Here is a 22,896-nt window from a genome sequence, read left to right on the forward strand (position 1 = left end):
CGCCCCGCCGCCGGCGAGGACCCGGACGCGGCCAAGCGGCCGGCGTTCGGTCGTCCGTGCGCTTTCGGCCGACAACTGTGACGGCTAAGCCTTCGAGGCGCTTGAGCTGTTCGAGCGGTGCGTCGTAGGTGCCGATATGGAGGGTGCGAGCCTCACAGCAGGGCTTCGGCGGTGGCGCGGGCTCTTCTCCGGAAGCCCGCCCTCGCCACGTCGCGGGGGGCTTCCGGAGGAGGGCGCCCGGGCTCACGGCTGCAGGAGGGTCTTGATGGCGCGGCGTTCGTCCATCGCCTTGTACCCCTCGGCCGCCTGCTCCAGGGGCAGGGTGAGGTCGAAGACCTTGCCGGGGTCGATGGCGCGGTCGCCGATCAGCCCGATCAGCTCGGGCAGGTACTGGCGCACCGGGGCCGGGCCGCCGTGCAGGTGCACGTGGGAGAAGAACAGCTCCTCGCCGGGCAGCGCGACGTCGTGGGCGACGCCGACGTAGCCGACGTGCCCGCCGGGGCGGGCGGAGCGGATGGCCTGCATCATCGACTCCTGGGTGCCGACCGCCTCGATCACCGAGTGCGCGCCCAGACCGCCGGTCAGCTCCTTGACGCGGGCCACGCCCTCGTCGCCGCGCTCCGTGACGAGGTCCGTGGCGCCGAACTCCGGAGCCAGCTTCTGCCGGGGCTCGTGCCGGCTCATCGCGATGATCCGCTCCGCGCCGAGCTGCCTGGCGGCCAGTACGGCGAGCAGGCCGACCGCGCCGTCACCGACCACGGCCACCGTCTTGCCCGGGCCCACCTCGGCGGCGACGGCGCCGAACCAGCCGGTGCCCAGCACGTCGGAGGCGGCCAGCAGGCTCGGGATCAGGTCCGGGTCCGGCAGGCCGGGGGTGGCCACGAGGGTCCCGTCGGCCAGCGCGATGCGCGCGTACTGGGCCTGCGCGCCGGTGGCGGCGGCGAACTCCCGATGGACGCAGGACGTCTGGTAGCCGGCCCGGCAGAGCTCGCAGGTGTTGTCGGAGGCGAAGAACGAGCCGACCACGAACTGCCCCGGCTTGATCGTGCGGACCTCGCTGCCGACTTCCTCGACGATGCCGACGTACTCGTGGCCCATCGGGGTGGGCTGGTTCACCGGTTCGATGCCGCGGTAGGGCCACAGGTCCGAGCCGCACACGCAGGTGGCGGCCAAGTGGATCACCGCGTCGGTGGGCTGCTCGATCCTCGGGTCGGGGCGGTCCTCGACGCGTACGTCGCCCGGGGCGTACAGAACTGTTCCACGCATGGTGGATCTCCTTGCTGTGACGTGCTGTGCGTGCTCAGGTCGTGAGCCGGATGGCGGCGCCGGCCCTGGCCGGGCGCCCACTGGACGAGCCGTCCCCGGTGCCGCCGGGCGGAAGGCGCGCATGATCACTCTGCTGCGGCTCCGGTGAACACAGGCGGCCCATCAGGGAACGGCGCAACGCCATCTCTCATGACAACGTCCAGGAAACCGGCTGTATCGCGCGGGCGGGAGGTCGCGTTTATCGGGGGGACAACCTCTACCCCCCTTCCGCCCCCGGCCGCTGCCTACAGTGAGAGACGTGCACGACAATCGAGACGAGATCCGCGCCTTCCTCGCCAGCCGGCGCGCCAAGATCACGCCGGAGCAGGCGGGGCTGGCCCCCGGCGGGCGCCGCCGGGTGCCCGGCCTGCGCCGCGAGGAAGTCGCCGTGCTGGCCGGCGTGAGCACCGACTGGTACACCCGTCTCGAAAGAGGCCACATCAGCGGCGTCTCCGACGACGTCCTGAACGCTGTCGCCCGCGCCCTGCAGCTCGACGAGGCCGAACGCGCCCACCTGTTCGACCTGGCCCGCGCCGCCGGCACCGGGCACCGCCCCCGCCGCCCCGCCCGCAAGGTCCGGCCCGGGCTGCAGCGGATGCTGGACGCCATGAGCGACGCCCCCGCGATCATCCGCAACGGCCGCATGGACATCCTGGCCGCCAATCACCTCGGGCGCGCCATGTACTGGCCGGTCTACCAGAGCCCGCGCCCCGCCACCGCCCAACCGCCGAACATCGCCCGCTTCCAGTTCCTCGACCCCGCCGGGCCCGACTTCTTCCCCGACTGGGAGACCGCCGCCGACATCACGGTCGCCCTGCTGCGTACCGAAGCCGGCCGCGACCCCTTCGACAAGGGCCTCACCGACCTGATCGGCGGGCTGTGCACCCGCAGCGCGGACTTCCGCACCCGCTGGGCCCAGCACAACGTCCGCCTGCACCACTCCGGCGCCAAGACCTTCCACCACCCCGCCGTCGGCGACCTCACCCTCGACTACGAGTCCATGGACCTGCAAGCCGACCCCGGCCTGAACCTGACCGTCTACACCGCCGCCGCCGGCACCCCCTCCCACGACGCCCTGCGCCTCCTGGCGAGCTGGGCCGCCACCCTCGCCGACCACCCGCAGGACACCGGACCCTCACCCATCAAACGCAGCTGACACACCCGCACCGCCCCGGCCGGGCCACCACCGGTGCCGAGTCGTGCTCCCACGCCGTCCGGCGGCGACGCCGGCCCATTGCGGGGAGGCGACGGCTGCGCCATGGAGCGGTGGACGCTCACGCGTGCCAACAGCCGCTTGCCGGTCGCAAGGTCAGGACCACTCGTCCGCGGAGGTCGCCGGCGTCGATGAGCCCGCCGCCGTCGGGCCCCCCGGCCCGGCCTCCAACCCGGGGCCGGGGGAGGGGTGGTCAGCGGGCGGGGGTCAGGGTGCGCTTTCTGGAGGCGAAGATGTCGTCCACCAGCCTGTACGTGCGCGCCTGCTCCGCCGTGAAGATCCGATCCCGCTCGATGTCCTTCCTGATCTCCAGGATCCCCCGCCCCGTGTGCCGGGCCAGGATCTCCTCCTGCTGGTCGCGCATGCGCAGGATCTCCCTGGCGTGGATCTCCAGGTCGCTGCCCTGCCCGCGGCCGCCCTCGGTGTGGGGCTGGTGCAGCAGGACGCGGGCGTGCGGCAGGGCGGCGCGCTTGCCGGGCGAGCCCGCCGCCAGCAGGACCGCCGCGGCCGAGGCCGCCTCGCCGATGCAGACGGTCTGGACCTCCGGCCGGATGAACTGCATGGTGTCGTAGATGGCCGTCATGGCGGTGAACGAGCCGCCGGGGGAGTTGATGTAGAGGCTGACGTCCTGGTCCGGATCGAGCGACTCGAGCGTGAGCAGCTGCGCCATCACGTCGTTGGCCACGGTGTCGTCGATGGGGGCGCCGATGAAGACGATCCGGTCCTCGAAGAGCTTGTTGTACGGGTTCATCTCCTTGATGCCGTACGACGTGCGCTCCGTGAACGAGGGCAGCACATAGCGGCCGCTCATATCAGTTCATCCCTTCTGCGATGTGGTCGACGATGCCGTAGTCGAGCGCCTCCTGGGCGGTGAACCACCGGTCGCGGTCGGAGTCGGCCTGGATGCGCTCCAGCGGCTGGCCCGTGTGGTGGGCGATGATCTCGGCCATCCGGCGCTTGGTGTAGAGCATGTTGTCGGCCTGGATCTGGATGTCGCTGGCCGAGCCGCCGATGCCGCCGAGCGGCTGGTGCATGACGATGCGGGAGTTGGGCAGGGCGTAGCGCTTGCCCTTGGCGCCCGCCGTCAGCAGCACCTGCCCCATGGACGCGGCGAACCCCATGGCCACCGTCGCCACGTCACACGGAATGAACTGCATCATGTCGTAGAGCGCCATCCCGGCGGTCACGGATCCGCCCGGCGAATTGATGTAAAGCGTTATGTCGCGGTGTGGGTCTTCGGCCGCCAGCAATAGGAGCTCCCCGCAGAGCCGGTTGCAAATCTCGTCGTCGACCTCCTGGCCGAGGACCACGATCCGCTCCTTGAGCAGGCGCTGGCTGAGCTGGTCGGGCCAGGCCGCACGCTGGGTCTCCGTCATGACGCGGTCGCCTTTCTGCGCTGGGTATTTCCGAGAAAAACGCTAGACCCGGCGGCTCTGAATTCCGCGCTCATTTCGCTGGGGGCGCATTTTTCTAAGGGCGCATTCCACCGAGAGCGAATAACCATCGACATACAATCGCGGATGTGAGAAGGAACCTGCCCCGCCGATGGGCGTGCCTCATCCTGGGCGGCGCGCTGCTGATGCCGTACATGATGGTCGGCGTCCTGATCGCGGCCCAGTCGCAGGGCCAGAGCGCCAACCTGCTGCTGCCCATTCAGATCGGCGTGTTCGTGGCGGTGCTGCCGGTGGTGGCCGTCACCGGGCTGTTCCTGCCGATCCGGGCGCTGGAGGTGAACGCGGCGCAGGGGCTGCTCGGGGCGCACGTCGAGACCCCGCCCAGGCAGGCGGGCCGCACCTGGCAGGAGCGGCGCCGGACCGCCGCGTGGTTCACCCTGCACCTGGCGATCGGCGGGCTGCTCAGCGGCTCCACGCTGGCCATCGTGCCGTTCACGCTGGTCACGCTCGCGCTGCCGTTCGCCGGGCGGGCGACCCCGGTCATCGGCGTCGTCGTGGAGCCGGGATGGCCCGCGCTGCTGTGGCCGCTGGGCGGGCTGGCGCTGCTGGGGGCGCTGGTGGCGACGGTGGCGGGCGCGGGCGAGCTGCTGGCCAGGCTGGCTCCCGTCCTGCTCGGCCCCACCCCGGCCGAACGCCTGGCCGCCGCCGAGCACCACGCCCGTACGCTCGCCGAACGCAACCGGCTGGCCCGCGAGCTGCACGACTCGGTCGGGCACGCGCTCAGCGTCGTCACCCTGCAGGCCGCCGCCGCGGGACGGGTCCTCGACCGCGACCCGGAGACCGCCAGAAAGGCCCTGGCCGCGATCGAGCAGTCGGCCCGCACCGCCCTGGAGGACCTCGACCACGTCCTGGGCGTCCTGCGTGAAGACGACAGCACGGACGTTCCCGCCGAAGGCGGAAGGGACAGGGCGCCGCAGGCCACGCTGGCCGACCTGGACGAGCTCGTGGCCGCCTCGGGCGCTCAGGTGCGGCAGGAGGTGGGCGACCTGTCCGCCGTGCCCGCCGTGGTCTCCCGGGAGGCGTACCGCATTCTCCAGGAGGCGCTCACCAACGCCATCAAGCACGGCCACGGCCCCGTACGTCTGGCCGCCGCCGTTCAGGACGACGACCTGAGGCTCGAGGTCACGAACCCGGGACGGGTGAGCGGCGGCGGTCCCGGAGGCAGGGGCGTGACGGGGATGCGCGAGCGCGTCCGGCTGCTGCGCGGCGACCTGGACGCGGGTCCCACGGAGGCCGGATGGAGCGTCACGGTACGCCTGCCGCTACGGTCGAGCCCATGACGCTCAGAGTCGTGATCGCCGACGACGAGGACCTCATCCGCACCGGACTGCGGATCATCATCGACGCCGAGCCGGACCTGACCGTGGTCGGCGAGGCCGCGGACGGTGCCGCCGTCCTGCCCCTGGTCCGCCGCGAGCGGCCCGACGTCGTCCTCATGGACGTACGCATGCCCGCGCTCGACGGCATCCAGGCCACCGAGCGCCTGCTGGCCCTGGACGCGCCGCCGAAGGTGCTGGTGGTGACCACGTTCGAGAACGACGACCACGTCTACGACGCGCTGCGGGCCGGGGCCAGCGGGTTCCTGCTCAAGCGCACCAGGCCGGACGATCTGATCAAGGCGGTCAAGCTGGTCGCGGCGGGGGAGTCGCTGCTGTTCCCGGCCGCGATCCGGGCGCTGGCCGGGCGCCGGCCCCCGGGCCCGGGACGGGTGGCCGGGATCGACCGGCTGACCGGGCGTGAGGGCGATGTGCTGCGGCTGATGACCAAGGGGCTGTCCAACAACGAGATCGCCGCCGAGCTGGTCGTCAGCCAGGAGACGGTCAAGACGCACGTGGGGAACGTGCTGGCCAAGCTGGGCGCCCGCGACCGGACCCAGGCCGTGATCGCCGCCTACGAGTCGGGCTTCGTCTCACCGCGCTGAGCCGGCCCGCGCGGCTAACGGAAGAGCGGGGACTCCTCGCCCATCTCGTCGCCGGGTGTCTGCCCGGGCGTGACCTGCCCGCTCTCCGACGGGGAGGGCGACGTCGACGGCGAGGGCCGCGGCTCGGGGCTGGCCGGCGTCGGCGGCGGCGTCGGCACGAACACCGTCGGCGGCAGCTGCCGGGGCTGCGGCTCGCTGTCGCGCCGGCCCAGCAACATCAGCAGCAGGATCGCCGTCACCAGCATCAGCAGCAGCAGCAGCGCCAGCGCGGCCATCAGGACCCGCTTGCGGGTCTCGGTGAGCGGCCTGCGCTGCCGCGTCGGCCCCGGCAGCGCCGGCGCGCGGTCGGTCAGCCAGTACGGCACGAAGTCGGGCCCGTGCGCCTCGCCGATGAACGTCCCGCCCACCATGACGGGGTCGAGGAAACGCTCGGCCCCGGGCCGGCCGGGCACGTACGGGACCGCCACCCAGGGCGCGTGCCCGCCGTCGAAGGCGAGCACCTCGGGCGTGTCGTCCAGCACCGCGCCCCGCGACCGCCCGGAACGCCCGAGCCAGCCGCGCAATCCGGACCGTTCGCCCCTGGCCTCCCTGACCGCGGTCACGAACCGGTCACGGGCGGCGGCGTCGAGCGCGGCCCCTCGCGTGAGCACGGCGAGCGACACCGCTCGCCCGTCGGGTCCCTGGCCGAGGTACACGAACCCGGCCGGGGCAGTGTGCAGGCGGGCCTGGACCACGTAGGGTCCCAGCCGGGGTGGATCGCCGAACTGCAGGGGACTTGCCACGTTTGCCATGAAAGCACAGACGTGGCGTCGTGCACGTTTGCGGCGCGTTTGGTGGAATGGCGTCATGAGCGTCGCCGAAGAGTTGCCAGGCGGAAACGACGCGGCACTGCTGCGTCAAAGTCTCGACGAGGTCCGGCGTGTCATCGTCGGCCAGGACCACATGGTCGAAAGGCTCATCGTGGCCCTGCTGGCCCGCGGGCACTGCCTGCTCGAAGGAGTCCCAGGCGTCGCCAAGACCCTCGCCGCCTCCACCCTGGCCACTGTCGTGGGCGGCACGTTCGCCCGTATCCAGTTCACCCCCGACCTCGTGCCGAGCGACATCATCGGCACCCGCGTCTTCCACCCCTCCAACGAGAAGTTCGATGTCGAGCTCGGCCCCGTGTTCGTCAACTTCCTGCTGGCCGACGAGATCAACCGCGCCCCCGCCAAGGTCCAGTCCGCGCTGCTGGAGGTGATGGCCGAGCGGCAGGTCACGCTCGCCGGCGTCACCCACCCGCTGCCCAAGCCGTTCATCGTGCTCGCCACCCAGAACCCGATCGAGTCCGAGGGCGTCTATCCGCTGCCGGAGGTGCAGCGCGACCGGTTCCTGTTCCGGGTACGGGTGCCGCACCCCAGCGCGCACGAGGAGCTGGAGATCCTCCACCGGATGAGCGTCAAGCCGCCGGTCCCCGAGCGGGTGCTCGACCCGGACAAGCTGCTGGCCCTGCAGGAGGCGGCCGAGCAGGTCTCGGTGCACCAGCTCGTCGCCGACTACGTGGTGCGGCTGGTCATGTCCACCCGCAGCCCTGCCGACTACGGCCTGCCCGACCTCATCGACACCATCGAGATCGGCGTCAGCCCCCGGGCCACGCTGGGCCTGGTCTCGGCCGGGCGGGCGCTCGCCCTGCTGCGCGGCCGCGACTACCTGCTGCCCGACGACGTACGCGACGTGGCGGTGGACGTCATGTCGCACCGGCTCATGCTCACCTTCGACGCCCTGGCCGACGGCGTCGACCCGGAGCAGGTCGTCAAACAGATCCTGCAGGCCGTGCCCCCGCCCCTCGTCGTCTGGAACCAGAACCGGTGAGCGGCCTGTGAACACGGCGGAACAGGCGCTCAGGCGGCTGGAGCTGACGGTCACCCGGCGGCTGGACGGGCTGCTGCACGGCGCCCACCAGGGGCTGCTGCCGGGGCCGGGCAGCGAGGCCGGCGACAGCCGCGTGTACGTGCCCGGCGAGGACGACGTGCGCCGCATGGACTGGGCGGTCACCGCGCGCACGACCGTCCCGCACGTACGCGACCTGATCGCCGACCGGGAGCTGGAGACCTGGGCGCTGGCCGACCTGTCGCCCAGCATGGACTTCGGCACCGCCGACACCGACAAACGCGACCTGGTGGTGGCGGCGGTCGGCGCGATCGGGTTCCTGTCGAGCAGGATGGGCGACCGGTTCGGCGCGCTGGTGCTGCACGACGAGTACGTGCACCGCATGCCCGCGCGCACCGGCCGCCCGGCCCTCTACGGGCTGCTGCACTCGCTCATGGACGCCCCGCGCGGCCGGATCGTGCCCGACCCGCCCGACCTGGCCGAGGCCATCGAGGTGCTGTCGGCCAGCCGCAGGCGGCGCGGCGTGCGGCTGATCGTCTCCGACTTCCTCGACGCCCGCCCCAGCCTCGACCCCGACGCCGAACGCCCCTGGGAGCGCCCCATCAGGCGGCTGGCGGCCCGTCACCAGGTGCTGGCGGTCGAGGTGATCGACCCGCGCGAGCTGGAGCTCCCCGACGTGGGGAGGGTAGCGTTCACCGACCCCGAGAGCGGGAAGGTACGCGAAGTGCATCTTTCACCCAAGGTTCGGCAAGCGTACGCGGAGGCGGCCGCCCTGCAGCGCGAGGGCACCCGCGTGGCGCTGCGCCGCGCCGGCATCGCGCACCTCGTGCTGCGTACCGACCGGGACTGGGTGTTCGACATCGCGCAGTTCGTCCTCCGCCAGCGCCGCATGAGCCACCTCGCCCACAGGAGACCTACGTGACATTCTTGGCCCCCGGCTGGCTCTGGCTGTTCCTGCTGGTGGGGCTGCTGGTGGCCGGGTACATCGTCTCGATGTTCGCCCGGCGCCGCTACACCGTGCGCTTCACGAACCTGGCCCTGCTCGACCTCGTCGCCCCCGCCGGCCCCGGCTGGCGCCGCCACGTCGGCCCCGCGCTGTTCCTCCTCATGATGGCGCTCCTGGTCGTCGGCGCCGCCAAACCCGCCGACCAGGTACGCGTGCCGCGCGACCGCGCCACCATCATGATCGCGCTGGACGTGTCGCTGTCCATGGACGCCGACGACGTCCAGCCCAACCGGATCAACGCCGCCAAGGCCGCGGCGCAGGCGTTCGTCAGGGAGCTGCCGGACCGCTTCAACGTCGGCGTGGTGTCCTTCGCCCGCTCCGCCAACGTCGTCATCTCGCCCACCACCGACCACCAGGCCGTGGGCACCGCCATCGGCACCCTCACCACCCGCCCGGGCACCGCGATCGGCGAGGCCGTCTTCAACTCGCTCGACTCGCTGCGCTCGTTCGACCAGCAGGCCGCCACCGACCCGCCGCCGGCGGCGATCGTGCTGCTGTCCGACGGCGACAACACCTCGGGCAGGTCCGTGAACGAGGCCATCGACGCCGCCCAGCAGGCCCGCGTGCCGGTCTCCACGATCGCGTACGGCACCCAGGAGGGCACCGTCAACATCGACGGCCGCCCGGTGAACGTGCCGGTCAACAAGCAGACCCTGCAGTCGCTGTCCGACGGGACCAGCGGCCGGGCCTACACGGCCGAGTCCGGCAGCGAGCTGCGCGAGGTCTACGAGCAGATCGGCACCTCGCTCGGCTACAAGCTGGTCAACCAGGAGATCACCCAGTGGTTCATCGTGGCCGCGATCCTGGCCGGGCTGCTGGTGGCGGGCGCGGCGGTGCTGTTCGGCTCCCGGATCCCCTGACGTCACCCCTGCCTCGAAACCGCTTGCTGTACGACTTGTACACTCTTGGGGTTTCTTGGGGGAAATCGGGGGAGTGGCGTGCCGCTGGAGCAGGTCCTGGTGTTGCTGGTCGCGGCGGCAGGGGCGGGATGGGTCGACGCCGTCGTGGGCGGGGGCGGGCTGGTGCAGCTCCCCGCGATCTTGATGACGGGGCTGCCCACGGTCGAGGCGATGGCCACCAACAAGCTGTCGTCGGTCTTCGGCACCACCTCGGCGGCCGTCGCCTACGCCCGCTCCACCAAGATCGACCGGGAGGTCGCGCTCCCCGGCGCGTGGCTGGCCGTGCTGAGCGCCGGGCTCGGGGCGTCGGCCGCGGCGGCGATCTCGGCCGAGGTGCTGCGGCCCCTCGTCATGGTGGTGCTGCTCGGGGTGGCCGCGTTCGTGACGCTGCGGCCCGCGCTCGGGGCCGTTCCGGTGCCGCACCTTCGGACCCGCGGCCGGGTGCTGGCCGCGGTGGCGGTGGCCGGGGTGGGGATCGCCTTCTACGACGGCATCATGGGGCCGGGCACGGGGACGTTCCTCATCATCGCCTTCACCGCCATCCTCGGGCTGGACTTCGTCTCGGCCTCCGCGTCCGCCAAGATCATCAACGTGGGGACGAACCTCGGGGCGCTACTGGTCTTCGGGCTCCAGGGGCACCTGAACTGGGGGCTCGGGCTCGGCATGGCCGTGTGCAACGTGGCCGGCGCCCAGCTCGGCGCGCGGATGGCGCTCAAGCGGGGCACCGGCTTCGTGCGGATCGTGCTGCTGTGCGTCGTGGTGGCCCTGGTGGCCAGGCTGGCATGGCAGCAGTTCGCAGCCTGACGGGCTAGGCCAGGAGCGAGCGGACGTACTCGCCGATCGGCTGGGTGGGGCGGCCGGTGAGGTCGCGCAGCGTGCCGGGGGTCTTGGAGAGCCAGCCGCGGGCGATGTTGACGTCCACGTCCGCCATGATCTCGGCGAACGGCGCGGGCAGGCCGGCGCCGGTCAGCACGCGCGCGTACTCGTCCTTCGGCAGGTCCTGGTAGACGACCTCCTTGCCGGTGACCGCGGCGATCTCGGCGGCCAGGTCGGCCCGGCTCCAGGTCGTGTCGCCGGACAGCTCGTACACCTTCCCGTCGTGGCCCTCGCCGGTCAGCACGGCGGCCGCGGCGGCGGCGTAGTCGGCGCGGGAGGCGGAGGCGACCCGGCCGTCGCCGGCGGCGCCGTGCACGGCGCCGAGCTGCGGGGCGGCCGTGATCGTCGCCTCGTAGACCTCGTTGTACCAGTTGTTGCGCAGGATCGTGTACGTCACCCCGGACGCCTTGATGTACTCCTCGGTCGCCCGGTGGTCGGCGGCCAGCAGGGCCTCGGTGGTGTCGGCGGCGGGCGCGCTGGTGTAGACGAGCGTGGCCCCGGCCTCCTTGGCGGCGTCCACGACGGTCGAGTGCTGCTGCAGGCGGTTGGGGTCCAGGCCGGAGATGAGCAGCACCCTGGTGGCGCCCCGCAGCGCGCTCCTGACGGTCTCGGGCCGGTCGTAGTCGGCCTGGCGCACCTCGACGCCGAGGTCGGCGCCCTTCTCCGGGGTGCGCGCGGCGGCGACGATCTGCTCGGCGGGGACGCGCTTCCTGAGCTCCTCGACCACCAGCCGGCCCAGCTGCCCGGTGGCTCCGGTCACCACGATCATGATTTCTCCCTGTTCAGTACCAGCGGTTTGGTTAGTACTTTCTATCAGAAAGTACCCACGAACGCGTACGCTGGTTTTCATGGAGGAGTTCGAAGAGCTGGTGGCCGATGTCTTCTCGCGCCGGTGCACCTCTCGCTCAGTGCTGGAGACGATCACCGGCCGCTGGGCGATCCTGGCGCTGGTGGCCCTGTACGAGGGGCCCTACCGCTTCAACGCGCTGCGCCGCCGGGTCGACGGGGTGAGCGAGAAGATGTTGTCCCAGACCCTCCACGCGCTCGAACGCGACGGCATGGTGCTGCGCGTGGCCGAGTCCTCGATCCCGCCCAAGGTCGAGTACAGCCTCACCGAGCTGGGCCGGGAGGCCGCCGAGCGGCTCATCCCCCTCCTGGAGTGGGTGGAGGATCGCATGCCCCAGGTGGTGTCCTCCCGGGAGGAGTACGCCGCCCGCTGAACGCCCGCTCGCCCGCAGGCCGCTTCCCTACGGCTTTCCTACAATGGGGCCATGCGTGCCAGCCGCCTGCTCTCGCTGCTCCTGCTCCTGCAGTCGCGCGGCCGCATGACCGCGCCTGAGCTGGCCGAGGAGCTGGAGGTGTCGGTCCGCACGGTCTACCGCGACGTGGAGGCGCTGTCGGCGGCCGGCGTGCCGGTCTACGCCGACCGGGGCCCCGCGGGCGGCTACCAGCTGCTCGACGGCTACCGCACCAGGCTCAACGGGCTGACCGCCGAGGAGGCCTCCTCGCTGTTCCTGGCGGGGCTGCCCGGTCCGGCGGCCGAGCTGGGGCTGGGCGAGGTGGCCGCCGCCGCGGAGCTGAAGCTGCTGGCCGCGCTGCCGCCCGAGCCGCGCTCGCACGCCTCGCGGATGCGCGAGCGGTTCCTGCTCGACGTGCCGAGCTGGTACCGCTCGGCCGACGACGTGCCGCATCTGAGCGAGGTGGCCGAGGCGGTGTGGGACCAGCGGCCGCTGCACATGACCTACCGGCGCTGGGGGCAGCAGGAGGTCGACCGGGTGATCCACCCGTACGGGCTGGTGCTCAAGGGCGGCTCCTGGTACATGGTGGCCGCGCCGCCGGGCGGCAGCGCCCGCACCTACCGGGTGGCGCGGATCCTGACCGTGGAGACGCTGCCCGGCCGCTTCCCCTGGCCCGAGGGGTTCGACCTGGGCGGGTTCTGGCAGGGCTACGCCAAGGAGTTCCGCGAGCGGATGTACACCGCCGAGGCCGTCATCAGGCTCGCCCCCGGCCGGGGTGAGCTGCTGGCGTACACGATGGGCTCCGACGTGGTGGGCGCCGCGCTGGCCGCGGCCGACGGGCCCGATCCGGAGGGCTGGCTGACGCTGACGGTGCCGATCGAGTCGATCACGCACGCGCGCTGGCTGCTGCTGCGGATGGGGGCGGACGTCGAGGTGCTGGGGCCGCCGGAGCTGCGGGCGCTGATGTGCGAGGCGGTCGCCGAGCTGCGCAAGCTGTACGAGTAGGCCGATAACCAGGCGACTCACCGGCATGGTTTCTGGGAACATGCCGCCCATGTATCTACTCGCTTTCGTGGGCGCGTGCGTCCTGGTCGCCATGGCGCCCGGGGTCAGCACGGCCATCATCCTGCGCCAGACGCTGCGCGCGGGCCGCGGCTCCGGCATGGCCGCCACCCTGGGCAACGAGACCGGCATCCTGCTGTGGGGGCTGGCGGCCGCCTTCGGCCTGTCGGCGCTGCTGGTGGCCTCGCAGCTGGCCTATGACGTGATGCGCGTGGCCGGCGCCGTCGTGCTGGTCGTGATGGGCGCCCAGGCGCTGTGGCAGGCCCGCAAGGGCGTCCCGGCGACCGGCACGGAGGCCGAGGAGGTGGCGGTGCCGGGCCGGCGCGGGCCGTACCTGGCGGGCCTCGGGACGTGCCTGGCCAACCCGAAGGCGGCGGTGTTCGCGATGTCGTTCCTGCCGCAGTTCGTCGCGCCCGGGCAGAACGTGCCGGTCACGCTCGCGACGCTGGCCGTCGTGTGGGTGCTGGTCGACCTGGCCTGGTACGGGCTGCTCATCTGGACGGTGGCCAAGGCCAAGGCGGTGCTGGGACGGCCCGCGGTGCGCCGGCGGCTGGAGCAGATCTCCGGCGTGGTGCTGATCGGGCTGGGCGTGCGGCTGGCGGTGGAGTCGCGATGACGATCTGGCACTCCGAGCGGGGCACGGGCGAGCCCGTCGTGCTGCTGCATTCGACGGCGGTCGACTCGGGCATGTGGGACGCGCAGGTGGAGGCCCTGTCCGAGCGCTTCCGGGTGATCACGGTGGACTTCCGGGGCTACGGGCGCAGCCCCTACCGGTCGGACGGCCCGTACAGCGACAGTGACGACGTGGCGCGGCTGCTGGCCGCGCTGGAGGTGAGCCGGGCGGCGCTGGTCGGCTCGTCGGGCGGGGGCCGGGTCGCGCTGGAGCTGGCGGCGGCCGGGCTCGCCGGCCGGCTCGTGCTGCTGAACCCCGTCTCCGACCTGGCGCCCACGCCGGACCTGCGGGCCTACTGGGACGAGGAGGGGCGCCTGCTGGAGGCGGGCGACGTCGAGGGGGCGGCGGAGCTGAACGCGCGCACCCTGCTCGGGCCCGAGGCGTCGCGGGAGACGTTCGGGCGCGTGGTGGCGATGCAGCGGCACGCGTTCGAGGTGCAGCTGGCCGCCGATCCGGAGCCGTCGCAGGTCGAGAAGGAGGTCGTGCCGGCGGAGATCGACGTGCCGGCGCTGGTCGTGGCCGGCGCGCACGACCTGCCGTACTTCCAGGACAGCGCCCGCCACCTGGCCGGCGCGCTGCCCCGGGCGCGGTTGGTCGAGCTGGAGTGGGCCGGGCACCTGCCCGCCCTCGAACGTCCCGAGGAGATCAACCGGCTGCTCCTGGACTACCTTTAGGGCATGACGAACGACCTGGCGACCCTCCTTCGGCAGGCGCAGGACGACGACCCGCTGCTGGCCCTGCACGCCACGACCGCCCTGCGCCGCGAGATCGAGCGTCTGGAGGCGGTCCAGGTGCGGCGGGCCAGGGTGGCGGGGCTGGCCTGGGCGCAGATCGCCGACGCGATCGGGGTGAGCAAGCAGGCCGTGCACAAGAAGTACGGCCGCCGCTAGCCCGTCCACCGGCCGGCGAACCAGCGCAGCACGATGTTCCAGGAGTAGCCGCGCCGGATGCGCCCGGCCACGTCCGGGGGCAGCGTGTCCAGGCCGCGGTGCTCCAGCAGCACCTCGGTGCCGCCCTCGACCGGGCTGAAGGCCACCTCGATCTCCATCCGGCCGCCCTCGTTGAGCAGGTCGGCCCAGACCAGGCGGCGCGGCGGCTCCCAGGCCACGATCCTGCCGGTGTCGACGTGGCCGCCGTCGGACCACAGCTCGCGCAGGAAGCCGTCCTCGAAGCGGATGGCGACCGCGCGGGCCGGGTCGACCCAGCTGTGGCGGCCGCGCACGTACCAGCTGTCGATCTCGTCGGTGAAGATCCGGAACGCGGTCGCCGGGTCGACGGGCACGGTGACGCTGGCCTGGACGGAGTTCACCGGCTGCGCTCCACGTGGTCCTTGAACGAGCCGAGCTGCTCGGCCCAGAACGCCTGCACCTGGTCCAGCCACGCCTGCAGCGCCGCGAACGGCTCCTGGCGCAGCGTGTACAGGCGCAGGCGGGCGTCGCTGCCCCCCGCCTCCGCCTGCACGAGACCGCCCGCCCGCAGCACGCGCAGGTGCCTGCTGAGGGCGGGGGCGCTCATCTGGACGGCCTGCGCCAGCTCGCCGGCCGGGCGCGGGCCTTCGCGCAGCAGGTCGATGACCTTGCGCCGGGTGGGATCGGCGAGCGCGGCCAGCGTCGCGTCGATTTCGTTAACGTTGGTGTTAATTGTTGCCTGCTTCCGTTAGGCTGTTAACCCTTAACGCTAGAGGCAATTATTGCGGAGGTGCATACATGAGTGTCGAGCTGGGCTACTACACGCTGTCCGTGGCGGACCTGGACCGGGCGGCCGCCTTCTACGGGGCGCTGTTCGGCTGGCAGTTCAGGCGCGAGCACGAGACGTACCTGCACGTCACGAACACGGCCGTGCCGATGGGCCTCGTCGCGCGCGGGCCCTCCTCGCAGCCGAACCTCTACTACCACGTCACCGACATCGACGCGGCCGTCGAGCGGGTGCGGGAGCTGGGCGGCGGCACCGGCGAGATGTACGACAGCAAGTCGGGGCGCGGCTGCACCTGCACCGACGACCAGGGCACGGAGATCAGCCTCTGGCAGCCCGCCCCCGGCTTCGAGTAGGCCGGGTTCTCCTTAGTCCGGGGCCTTGACGGTGGCGATGCCGAGGGTGCTGGTCATCGGTAGCAGCCCGGCCTCGAAGACCGCGCCGAGGAACGGCGAGGCCAGCTGGGCCAGCCGTTCGGCGCGCTCCTCGCCGAGCAGCCGCCACGGCTCGGCGGCCAGCCGGTCGGTCATCCGCTCGACCTGGTCGCGCAGCGCCCGCCCCCGCTCGGTGGCCTGCCCGTCGGGGCCGACGAGGCCGCGGGCGGCCAGCCGCTCCTGGGCGGCGTCCCACTCCTGCTCGCTCCAGCCGCGCCCGGCGAAGTTCGGCACGGGGGCGGCGCCGATCGTGGCGAACGACACCAGCGCCTCGCAACCGTCCAGCTCCGCGGCCTGCAGCGCCGCCAGGTGGCCGTCACCCCGGTGCTCGCGCAGCACGGTGGCGGCCTGCCAGAGCACCAGGTGCGGCTCGTCGGGCCAGCGCAGGTCCAGGTTGGCCGCGGCGAACGGCCGCCCGGCCACGCTCACGCTCTCGGCGGCCCGCCTGACCAGCTCCGCCGCCTCCAGCGCCGCATCCACCGTCACCTTGTCGCCCAGCAGATCGCGGTACGTGCGGTCGACGGCGGCCATCCGGGCCTCGAGCACCCGCTCGGGCGAGGCGACCTCCCACACGGCCGGCACGTGCTCGGCGATCATCCGCGGGCTGAAGCTGTAGTACGCGGCGGTGGCCAGCCGGCTGCCGGCCCGCCCGAGCGGGGCCGTGCGGTAGGCGAAATAGCTCGGCCAGCGCGACTCCACGTCGTAACCGAGCGCGCCGGCCTCCGCGAACGCCTGGGGCGAGAAGTACAGCACCGCGTGGATCGGCTCGAGCTGGTGCCACATGCGGCGGGCAAGTCTGGACGCTGCGCTCATCACAATCCCTCACTGTCTAGGTAAGCTATGCCAGTGACGATAGAGGCTTGGCGCATCACTGGTCAATCGCAAATAGACAGTTATGTCGGGAGGTGGGCGGAGCTGGCCGTCCTGCTGGTGAACGAGCTGGCCGTCACCCGGGCCCGCGGCCGCCCCGTGGACCCGCCCGCCGACCGCCGGGCCGCGCTGGAGGCGGCGTTCGCCCAGCAGGGCCGGCCCACCGGCCGGGCGCTGACCGGCGCGGACGCCGACCGGCTCGCGGGCGTGGCCGCCGAGCTCCACCCGGCCTTCACCGGCGACGTCGCCGCCCTCAACGCGGCCCTGGTGCGCCACGCGGCCGTGCCCAACCTGCACGGCGACCCGCCCGTCCTGGCCTTCCACGCCCCCGGCGCGGACCTGGTCGACGCCTGGGCCGCCGACGCCGGCACGGCCCTGGCCATGGTGATCGGCGTCGGCCAGGGCCGGCGGCTGCGGACCTGCGAGGCGGACGGGTGCGAGCTGGTCTTCTTCGACGTCACCAGGAACGCCTCGCGCAGGTTCTGCGGCCTGTCCTGCCAGAACCGCGCCAAGGCCAGCGCCTACCGCGCCCGCCGCCGCACCTGATCCCGGACCCTGATCACGGGCCCGGGGCACGCGCTCCGCGTTCTGTCGGTGGCGGCGGGCATGATGGCGGCCATGGCTTCATGGCAGGAGTTCGAGCAGCAGGCGGCGGAGCTGGCCGGGGTGGCGCGGCGGCTGATGGCGGCGTACCGGCACAAGGTGCTGGCCACGCTGCGCAAGGACGGCTCGCCCCGGGTCAGCGGCATCGAGACCAGCTTCCGGGACGGCGAGCTGTGGACGGGGTCGATGCCCGGGGCCGTCAAGGCGGCCGACCTGCGCCGTGACCCGCGGATGGCGATCCACGTCACCTCCAGCGCCCCCGAGGGGGACGACCCGTCGTCGTGGGAGGGCGACGTGAAGCTGGCCGGGCGGGCGGTGGAGATCACCGATCGGGAGGTGCTGGCGTCGTTCGGGCTGCCGAGCGAGGAGTCGCACCTGTTCCGGATCGAGCTGACGGAGGTGGTGCGGACACGGGTCGAGGGCGACGAGATCGTCATGGACTCCTGGCGCGAAGGGGTGGGGCTGCGCCAGATCCGCCGCAAGTGACCGTTTCCGGCTAGTGGACGGAGAAGCCGCCGTCCACGAAGAGCATCTGCCCCGTGACGAACGCGGAGGCGTCACCGGCCAGGAAGACGGCCGCGCCCGCGAAGTCCCCGGGCAGGCCGTTGCGGCCGACCATGTGGCGGGCGGCGAGCGCTTCGACGCGGCCCGGGAGGGCCTGGGCGGGTTCGGTCAGCGGGGTCAGCACGAAGCCGGGGATGATCGTGTTGACGCACACCCCGCGCGGCGACCACGCCTCGGCCTGGGAGCGGGTCAGGCCGGCGATGGCGGCCTTGGCCGTGCCGTACGCGCCGCTGTCGCCGAAGGCGCTGATGGACTGCTGGGAGCCGAGGTTGATGATACGGCCCCAGCCGCGGGCGGCCATCCTCGGGCCGAAGTGCTGGCCGAGGAGGTAGGGGGCGGTGAGGTTGACGGCGATGGTGCGCTCGTAGTCCTCGACGGTGAGCTCGGCCATGGGCTTGCGGATGTTGTTGCCGGCGTCGTTGACGAGGATGTCGACGTCGCCCGCCGTGGCGCACACCCGCCGGACGTCGTCGCGGTCGGCGAGGTCGGCGCTGATCCAGGAGGCGGAGACGCCGTGCTCGCGCAGGCGGGTGACGGCCTTGCCGAGCTCGTTCTCCCTGCGGGCGACCAGCACGACCTCGGCTCCGGCCCGGCCGATCGCCTCGGCGATGACGTACCCGATGCCGGAGCTGCCGCCGGTCACCAGGGCGCGCCGGCCGTCGAGGGAGAACAGCTCCCGCAGATAGTCAGACATCATCGGACAAGCTAGCACCCCGAGGCAGGGTGAAGGCCGGGTCCCGCGACGCGGGGCCCGTGGCGGGGTACCACAACAGGCGAGAACACCATCGACCGGCGGTTGCGCGGGCTGGGCGAGGGGCGTGGTGGCGCGTACCGCGTGACCCGCCCCGTCCGGCGCGGCCACGGCCGGGCCGATTGGCGGGCGGCGTGGGATGGGGGAGAATGTGAGGTCGTCCACTGACCGGGAAGAGCCCTCGGGTGCGTCATGAGCCTGGATCCGCGCCGCGCGTCCGCCGGCGACCCGCTGAGTGCCGCGATCGGGGCCGCGCGGTGGATCAGGACGGCGGCCGCGGGCGACGCGCGGGCACGCCACTGGGTGGCCAACCCTGACCCGCGGGGCCGCTCCGCGCTGACGCCCGAGCCCGCCTCCCTGTACGGCGGCGCGGCCGGCATCGTGCTCTTCTTCCTGGAGCTGGCCGCCGCGACCGGGCGGGAGGAGTACCTGGAGGACGCCCGGGCGGGCGTGCGCTACCTGGTCGAAGCCGGCCCCGGGGTGGGCGACGTGACCTTCCACCATGGCCTGGGCGGGATCGCGGTCGCGTTGTGCGAGGCCGGGTGGGTGCTGGGCGACGGCCTGGCCGAGGAGGCGGCCGCGGCGGCGCTGGACCGGGTGGCGCGGGCGGCGCGGCCGATGGACGGCGGTCCCGGCTGGTCGGGGGACCCGGCGCAACGGGGCGACGGCGGTGTCGTGCTGGCGCTGCTGCACGGCGCCGCGATGCTGAGGATGCCGTCGTACGCGGAGCTGGCGGCCGAGGCCGGGCTGCGGGCGGCGCGGCTGGCGGTGCCGGGGCACCGCTTCGGCGACTGCGAGGGCCTGCCGGCGGACGCGGTCACGCCGGGGTTCCTGGCCGGTACGGCGGGGACGGCGTTCCTGCTGGCCCGCCTGTACGGGGTGAGCGGGGACGGCCGGTTCCTGGAGGCGGCGCACAGGGGCGCGGATTTCGTACGCTCGGTCAGCGCGCTGAGCGGCCGGCGCGCGCTGGTGCCGCACCATCTGCCGCAGGGGCGGGGGCTGCACTACCTGGGGTTCTGCTCGGGCTCCGCGGGCGTGGCGCGGATGTTCGTGGAGCTGTACCGGGCCGGGGGCGACCCGGCCGATCTGGAGTGGGCCGAGCGGCTGGCCACCGGGATCGTCACGAGCGGGGTCCCGGGCCGGCGGGTGCCCGGGCTGTGGGACACGGCCTGCCAGTGCTGCGGGCTGGCGGGGCTGGTGGAGCTGTTCGTCGGGTTGTGGGCGGTGACGGGGCGGGAGGCGTACCTGACCTTCGCCCGGACGCTGGGCGAGCACCTGGCGGGCAGGGCGAGCGGCGACGGCGGGGGCCTGCGGTGGTATCAGGCTTTTGAGCGGGTACGTCCCGGCGTGGTGAGCGCGGACACCGGGTACATGGCGGGCGCGGCGGGCATCGGCGCGGCGCTGCTGCACCTGGAGGCGGCGGGGCGGGGACGGCGGGTGATCCTGCTGCCGGACAATCCGTTCCCGGCGATCCCGGGCATGCTGCCCGAATAAAGGAGATTGCGCGCACGCTCGCGCGGCGTTAAGCTCGATTGCCCAATTTAGGCAAAGGCTCGACAATCCTCCTGTTAGGAGTATACCAGCGAATGGCTAATCGTCAAGATGGTCTTGCGGAAGCCCTTGACAGCGAACAGCGCACTGTGTCGTCGCTGTACGGCAGGCTCGACGTCGCCAGGGAGCGGGCCCAGGCGGCGCTGCGGGAGGTGTACGCCAGGGCCGGCGGCAGCCGCCAGGCGATGGTCGAACGCGAGGCGATGGCCTCGGAGCAGGCCAGGAGGCTGGCCCAGCTGAACGCGGTCGAGCGGGGCCTGTGCTTCGGCCGCATCGACGACGGCGCGGGGCGGAGCACGTACGTCGGCAGGATCGGGCTGCGCGACGAGGAGCACGAATCGGTCCTCATCGACTGGCGGGCGCCGGCCGCGCGGCCGTTCTACGTGGCCACGGCCACCGACCCGGGCGGGCTGGTACGCCGCAGGCACCTGCACCTGAAGGACCGCACGGTGGTCGGCATCGACGACGAGGTGTTCGACCTGGAGGGGATGAGCGACGGCGACCGGCGCACGCTCGTCGGCGAGGCGGCGCTGCTGGCGGCGCTGCGCCGGGGCAGGACGGGCCGGATGGGCGACGTGGTGGCCACCATCCAGACCGAGCAGGACCGGGTGATCCGCGCCTCGCTGCAGGGCGCGCTGGTGGTGCAGGGCGGCCCGGGCACCGGCAAGACCGTGGCGGCGCTGCACCGGGCGGCGTACCTGCTCTACACCCACCGCGCCACGCTCGAGCGGCGCGGCGTGCTGGTGGTGGGGCCCAACTCGATGTTCCTGCGCTACATCAGCCAGGTGCTGCCGGCGCTGGGGGAGACGCAGGTGGTGATGACCACGGTCGGGGAGATGTTCCCGGGGGTGCGGGCGAGCGCGTCCGACGGGCCGGCGACGGCGGTGGTCAAGGGTGACCCGCGGATGGCCGACGTGGTCGCCCGCGCGCTGGAGCTGCGCCAGCGCGCGCCCGAGGGCGATCTGGTGGTCGAGCTGGACGGGCTGAACCTGCGGGTTCCGCACGAGACGTGCGTGCGGCTGCGCGACCGGGCGCGGGCGGTGCGGCTGCCGCACAACATGGCGCGCAAGCTGTACGTCACCGAGCTGCTCAAGGAGCTCGCCAAGGCCGAGGCGCGGGCGCTGGAGGAGTCGCTGCACATCGAGGAGCTGGTCATCGAGGGCGAACCGGAGCTCGCGCAGCCGCTCGACCTGGAAGGCGACCTGGACGAGCTGGACCTGGAGCTGGCCTCGCGGCGGCTGTGGGGCGAGCCGGAGATCCGGCGGGCGGTGGACGACCTGTGGCCGGAGCTGACGCCGCAGCGGCTGATCTCGGAGATGCTGGCCTCGCCGGAGACGCTGTGGTCGGTGGCGCCGTCGGGGCTGGACTGGCAGGAGCTGCTCCGCCCGGTGGACGCGCCGTGGACGGCCGGGGACGTGCCGCTGCTGGACGAGGCGGCCGAGCTGCTGGGCGAGGACGACTCGGAGCGCCGGGTGGCGTCCAGGCGGGCGTCGCAGGAGCAGGCGTCGGAGGAGCTGTACGCGCGGGAGGTGCTGCAGGTCACGGGGGTGCTGGAGGAGGGCATCTTCGAGCGGGCCGACGTGCTGGCCGAGCGGCACGCCGACGAGGGGCTCGGGCTGACGACGGCCGACCGGGCGGCGGCGGACCGGACGTGGGCGTACGGGCACGTGATCGTGGACGAGGCGCAGGAGCTGTCGGCGATGGCCTGGCGGATGATCATGCGGCGGGTGCCGGCGAAGTCGCTGACCGTCGTGGGCGACCTGGCCCAGACGGGGTCGGCGGCCGGGGCGCGGTCGTGGGGAGAGGTGCTGGACCCGTACCTGGAAGGACGCTGGCGCGAGGAGCGGCTGCTGGTCAACTACCGCACGCCGGTGGAGATCATGACGGTCGCGGCGGACGTGCTGCGGGCCTTCGCGCCCGACCAGGAACCGCCCGAGTCGGTGCGTGAGGGCGGCTCGCGGCCCCGCGCGGCGCGCCTGCCGGTGGCGGCGCTGCCGGGGCTGGTGGCCGCGGAGCTGACCTCGATCGGCGAGGGCCGGGTGGGCGTGGTGACCTCGGACGCGCGGCATGCGGAGGTGGCCGCGCTGTTCCCGGAGGGTGACCTGGACGCGCCGGTGGTGGTGCTGACGGTGCGGCAGGCCAAGGGGCTGGAGTTCGACGCGGTCGTGGTGGTGGATCCGGCGGGGATCCTGAGCCAGTCGCCGATGGGGGGTCAGGACCTGTACGTGGCGGTGACGCGGGCCACCCGGCGGCTGACGGTGGTGTACGAGGGGGAGCTGCCGGAGGTGCTGTCCCGGCTGACTTCCGAATCTACAACGTAAAGGCGCCGGCCTTCGGCTCCCGGTCGACGGGGAAACCGGGAGCGCGGGTCAGTCGTTGTAGAGCTTGTCGGCCACCGCGCGGATCGTGCGGGTGATCTGGTCGAGGGAGCGCAGGGTCTCGGTGTCGAGGTGGTCCAGGATGCGGCGATAGTGTTCGAGCCCGGAGTTGTGGATCTCCTCGATCAGGGCGGTGCCGGCGGGGGAGAGCTCGACGCGGCGGACGCGGCGGTCGTGGGGGTCCTCGTGGCGGGTGACGAGCCCGTGGGCGACGAGCCGGTCGACGAGGCCGGTGACGGTGCCGAGGCTGACGCCGAGGTGGTGGGCGAGCTCCTGGCCGGAGGCGGAGCCGTTGAAGGCCAGGAGCATGATGACGTGGAGTTGCCGCATGGTCAGGTTGGAGGTGAACAGCGGGGACTGCTGATGCTGGGCGAACATCCGCCCCATGCCACGCTGTGTTTCGCTGATTCGACGGATCAGGTCTTCGCGTTCGTCGCTCACACTCACCTCTCGCTTCCTGAGAAGGTTATCAGGAAAGCTCAATCTGTCTAAATATTCGTTCGAGGCGAAGTGTTAGTCTGGGGCGAACTCTTGGAGGGG

The 22,896-nt window shown here is 72.7% G+C and carries 27 protein-coding genes; 17 read left to right on the top strand and 10 right to left on the bottom strand.

The window, feature by feature from the left end:
* Positions 1-243: 243 nt before the first annotated feature.
* On the bottom strand, positions 244-1,266 hold the full coding sequence (locus HD596_RS38615) for a zinc-dependent alcohol dehydrogenase family protein (protein WP_185074404.1): 1,023 nt from the start codon (positions 1,264-1,266) through the stop codon (positions 244-246).
* Positions 1,267-1,564: 298 nt separating this feature from the next.
* Here HD596_RS38615 and HD596_RS38620 point away from each other — a divergent pair, with 298 nt between their 5' ends.
* Positions 1,565-2,461, top strand: coding sequence for a helix-turn-helix transcriptional regulator (locus HD596_RS38620; RefSeq protein WP_185074405.1), 897 nt, complete (start codon positions 1,565-1,567; stop codon positions 2,459-2,461).
* Positions 2,462-2,711: 250 nt separating this feature from the next.
* On the opposite strand, the gene HD596_RS38625 is transcribed toward HD596_RS38620, so the two are convergent.
* On the bottom strand, positions 2,712-3,329 hold the full coding sequence (locus HD596_RS38625; RefSeq protein ID WP_185074406.1) for an ATP-dependent Clp protease proteolytic subunit: 618 nt from the start codon (positions 3,327-3,329) through the stop codon (positions 2,712-2,714).
* Position 3,330: 1 nt separating this feature from the next.
* A complete protein-coding gene (locus HD596_RS38630; protein ID WP_185074407.1) occupies positions 3,331-3,894 on the bottom strand; it encodes a ClpP family protease in 564 nt (187 codons plus the stop codon).
* A 146-nt stretch (positions 3,895-4,040) separates the two neighbouring features.
* Here HD596_RS38630 and HD596_RS38635 point away from each other — a divergent pair, with 146 nt between their 5' ends.
* Both HD596_RS38635 and HD596_RS38640 read left to right on the top strand, forming a co-directional pair.
* Positions 4,041-5,252: a sensor histidine kinase gene (locus HD596_RS38635; RefSeq protein ID WP_313046015.1), complete on the top strand. Its 1,212-nt coding sequence runs from the start codon at positions 4,041-4,043 to the stop codon at positions 5,250-5,252.
* Complete coding sequence (locus HD596_RS38640) at positions 5,249-5,893, top strand: response regulator (RefSeq protein ID WP_185074408.1); 645 nt, start codon at positions 5,249-5,251, stop codon at positions 5,891-5,893. Before HD596_RS38635 ends, HD596_RS38640 begins: the two co-directional genes overlap by 4 nt.
* 14 nt (positions 5,894-5,907) lie before the next feature.
* On the opposite strand, the gene HD596_RS38645 is transcribed toward HD596_RS38640, so the two are convergent.
* On the bottom strand, positions 5,908-6,684 hold the full coding sequence (locus HD596_RS38645) for a hypothetical protein (protein ID WP_185074409.1): 777 nt from the start codon (positions 6,682-6,684) through the stop codon (positions 5,908-5,910).
* Between the two features lie 55 nt (positions 6,685-6,739).
* Here HD596_RS38645 and HD596_RS38650 point away from each other — a divergent pair, with 55 nt between their 5' ends.
* From HD596_RS38650 to HD596_RS38665, 4 genes are all read left to right on the top strand, one after another.
* Entirely contained in the window at positions 6,740-7,741 is a 1,002-nt protein-coding gene (locus tag HD596_RS38650; protein ID WP_185074410.1) for an AAA family ATPase, read from the top strand.
* 7 nt (positions 7,742-7,748) lie between these two features.
* Positions 7,749-8,681, top strand: a complete 933-nt coding sequence (locus HD596_RS38655) for a DUF58 domain-containing protein (RefSeq protein ID WP_185074411.1) — start codon at positions 7,749-7,751, stop codon at positions 8,679-8,681.
* On the top strand, positions 8,678-9,625 hold the full coding sequence (locus HD596_RS38660) for a VWA domain-containing protein (protein ID WP_185074412.1): 948 nt from the start codon (positions 8,678-8,680) through the stop codon (positions 9,623-9,625). The genes HD596_RS38655 and HD596_RS38660 overlap by 4 nt, the downstream gene beginning before the upstream one ends.
* A 78-nt stretch (positions 9,626-9,703) precedes the next feature.
* Positions 9,704-10,468: a sulfite exporter TauE/SafE family protein gene (locus tag HD596_RS38665; protein WP_185074413.1), complete on the top strand. Its 765-nt coding sequence runs from the start codon at positions 9,704-9,706 to the stop codon at positions 10,466-10,468.
* Between the two features lie 4 nt (positions 10,469-10,472).
* Here HD596_RS38665 and HD596_RS38670 read toward each other — a convergent pair whose 3' ends face one another.
* Entirely contained in the window at positions 10,473-11,309 is an 837-nt protein-coding gene (locus HD596_RS38670; RefSeq protein WP_185074414.1) for an SDR family oxidoreductase, read from the bottom strand.
* Positions 11,310-11,388: 79 nt separating this feature from the next.
* On the opposite strand from HD596_RS38670, the gene HD596_RS38675 reads away from it, so the two are divergent.
* The 5 genes from HD596_RS38675 to HD596_RS38695 are packed head-to-tail and all read left to right on the top strand — an operon-like array spanning position 11,389 to position 14,403.
* Entirely contained in the window at positions 11,389-11,760 is a 372-nt protein-coding gene (locus HD596_RS38675; protein WP_185074415.1) for a winged helix-turn-helix transcriptional regulator, read from the top strand.
* 51 nt (positions 11,761-11,811) lie between these two features.
* Positions 11,812-12,783: a helix-turn-helix transcriptional regulator gene (locus tag HD596_RS38680; protein ID WP_185074416.1), complete on the top strand. Its 972-nt coding sequence runs from the start codon at positions 11,812-11,814 to the stop codon at positions 12,781-12,783.
* Positions 12,784-12,832: 49 nt separating this feature from the next.
* Entirely contained in the window at positions 12,833-13,456 is a 624-nt protein-coding gene (locus HD596_RS38685; protein ID WP_185074417.1) for a LysE family translocator, read from the top strand.
* Positions 13,453-14,187, top strand: a complete 735-nt coding sequence (locus tag HD596_RS38690) for an alpha/beta fold hydrolase (protein WP_185074418.1) — start codon at positions 13,453-13,455, stop codon at positions 14,185-14,187. Before HD596_RS38685 ends, HD596_RS38690 begins: the two co-directional genes overlap by 4 nt.
* Before the next feature lie 3 nt (positions 14,188-14,190).
* Positions 14,191-14,403, top strand: a complete 213-nt coding sequence (locus HD596_RS38695) for a hypothetical protein (RefSeq protein WP_185074419.1) — start codon at positions 14,191-14,193, stop codon at positions 14,401-14,403.
* Here the strand turns inward: HD596_RS38695 and HD596_RS38700 are convergent.
* Together HD596_RS38700 and HD596_RS38705 are read right to left on the bottom strand one after the other, a co-directional pair.
* Positions 14,400-14,822, bottom strand: a complete 423-nt coding sequence (locus tag HD596_RS38700; RefSeq protein ID WP_185074420.1) for an SRPBCC domain-containing protein — start codon at positions 14,820-14,822, stop codon at positions 14,400-14,402. The two genes, HD596_RS38695 and HD596_RS38700, sit on opposite strands and share 4 nt — an antisense overlap.
* Positions 14,819-15,154, bottom strand: a complete 336-nt coding sequence (locus HD596_RS38705) for an ArsR/SmtB family transcription factor (protein WP_185078982.1) — start codon at positions 15,152-15,154, stop codon at positions 14,819-14,821. The genes HD596_RS38700 and HD596_RS38705 overlap by 4 nt, the downstream gene beginning before the upstream one ends.
* A gap of 65 nt (positions 15,155-15,219) precedes the next feature.
* On the opposite strand from HD596_RS38705, the gene HD596_RS38710 reads away from it, so the two are divergent.
* Positions 15,220-15,561: a VOC family protein gene (locus HD596_RS38710; RefSeq protein WP_185074421.1), complete on the top strand. Its 342-nt coding sequence runs from the start codon at positions 15,220-15,222 to the stop codon at positions 15,559-15,561.
* A gap of 12 nt (positions 15,562-15,573) precedes the next feature.
* Here HD596_RS38710 and HD596_RS38715 read toward each other — a convergent pair whose 3' ends face one another.
* Positions 15,574-16,452 (bottom strand): SCO6745 family protein, encoded by an 879-nt coding sequence (locus tag HD596_RS38715; RefSeq protein WP_185074422.1) that lies wholly within the window; start codon positions 16,450-16,452, stop codon positions 15,574-15,576.
* 33 nt (positions 16,453-16,485) lie between these two features.
* Between HD596_RS38715 and HD596_RS38720 the strand changes: the two genes are divergently transcribed.
* Positions 16,486-17,055, top strand: coding sequence for a CGNR zinc finger domain-containing protein (locus HD596_RS38720; RefSeq protein WP_313046024.1), 570 nt, complete (start codon positions 16,486-16,488; stop codon positions 17,053-17,055).
* 72 nt (positions 17,056-17,127) lie between these two features.
* A complete protein-coding gene (locus HD596_RS38725) occupies positions 17,128-17,598 on the top strand; it encodes a pyridoxamine 5'-phosphate oxidase family protein (RefSeq protein WP_185074423.1) in 471 nt (156 codons plus the stop codon).
* A gap of 10 nt (positions 17,599-17,608) precedes the next feature.
* Here the strand turns inward: HD596_RS38725 and HD596_RS38730 are convergent, their stop codons facing one another.
* Entirely contained in the window at positions 17,609-18,373 is a 765-nt protein-coding gene (locus tag HD596_RS38730) for an SDR family NAD(P)-dependent oxidoreductase (protein ID WP_246555155.1), read from the bottom strand.
* Positions 18,374-18,619: 246 nt separating this feature from the next.
* On the opposite strand from HD596_RS38730, the gene HD596_RS38735 reads away from it, so the two are divergent.
* Complete coding sequence (locus HD596_RS38735; RefSeq protein ID WP_185074425.1) at positions 18,620-19,921, top strand: lanthionine synthetase LanC family protein; 1,302 nt, start codon at positions 18,620-18,622, stop codon at positions 19,919-19,921.
* A gap of 92 nt (positions 19,922-20,013) precedes the next feature.
* Positions 20,014-22,299, top strand: a complete 2,286-nt coding sequence (locus HD596_RS38740) for a HelD family protein (protein WP_185074426.1) — start codon at positions 20,014-20,016, stop codon at positions 22,297-22,299.
* Between the two features lie 48 nt (positions 22,300-22,347).
* Here HD596_RS38740 and HD596_RS38745 read toward each other — a convergent pair whose 3' ends face one another.
* On the bottom strand, positions 22,348-22,734 hold the full coding sequence (locus HD596_RS38745) for a MarR family winged helix-turn-helix transcriptional regulator (protein ID WP_246555156.1): 387 nt from the start codon (positions 22,732-22,734) through the stop codon (positions 22,348-22,350).
* Positions 22,735-22,896: the final 162 nt, after the last annotated feature.

The sequence above is a fragment of the Nonomuraea jabiensis genome (assembly GCF_014204795.1).
GTDB classification, from domain to species: domain Bacteria; phylum Actinomycetota; class Actinomycetes; order Streptosporangiales; family Streptosporangiaceae; genus Nonomuraea; species Nonomuraea jabiensis.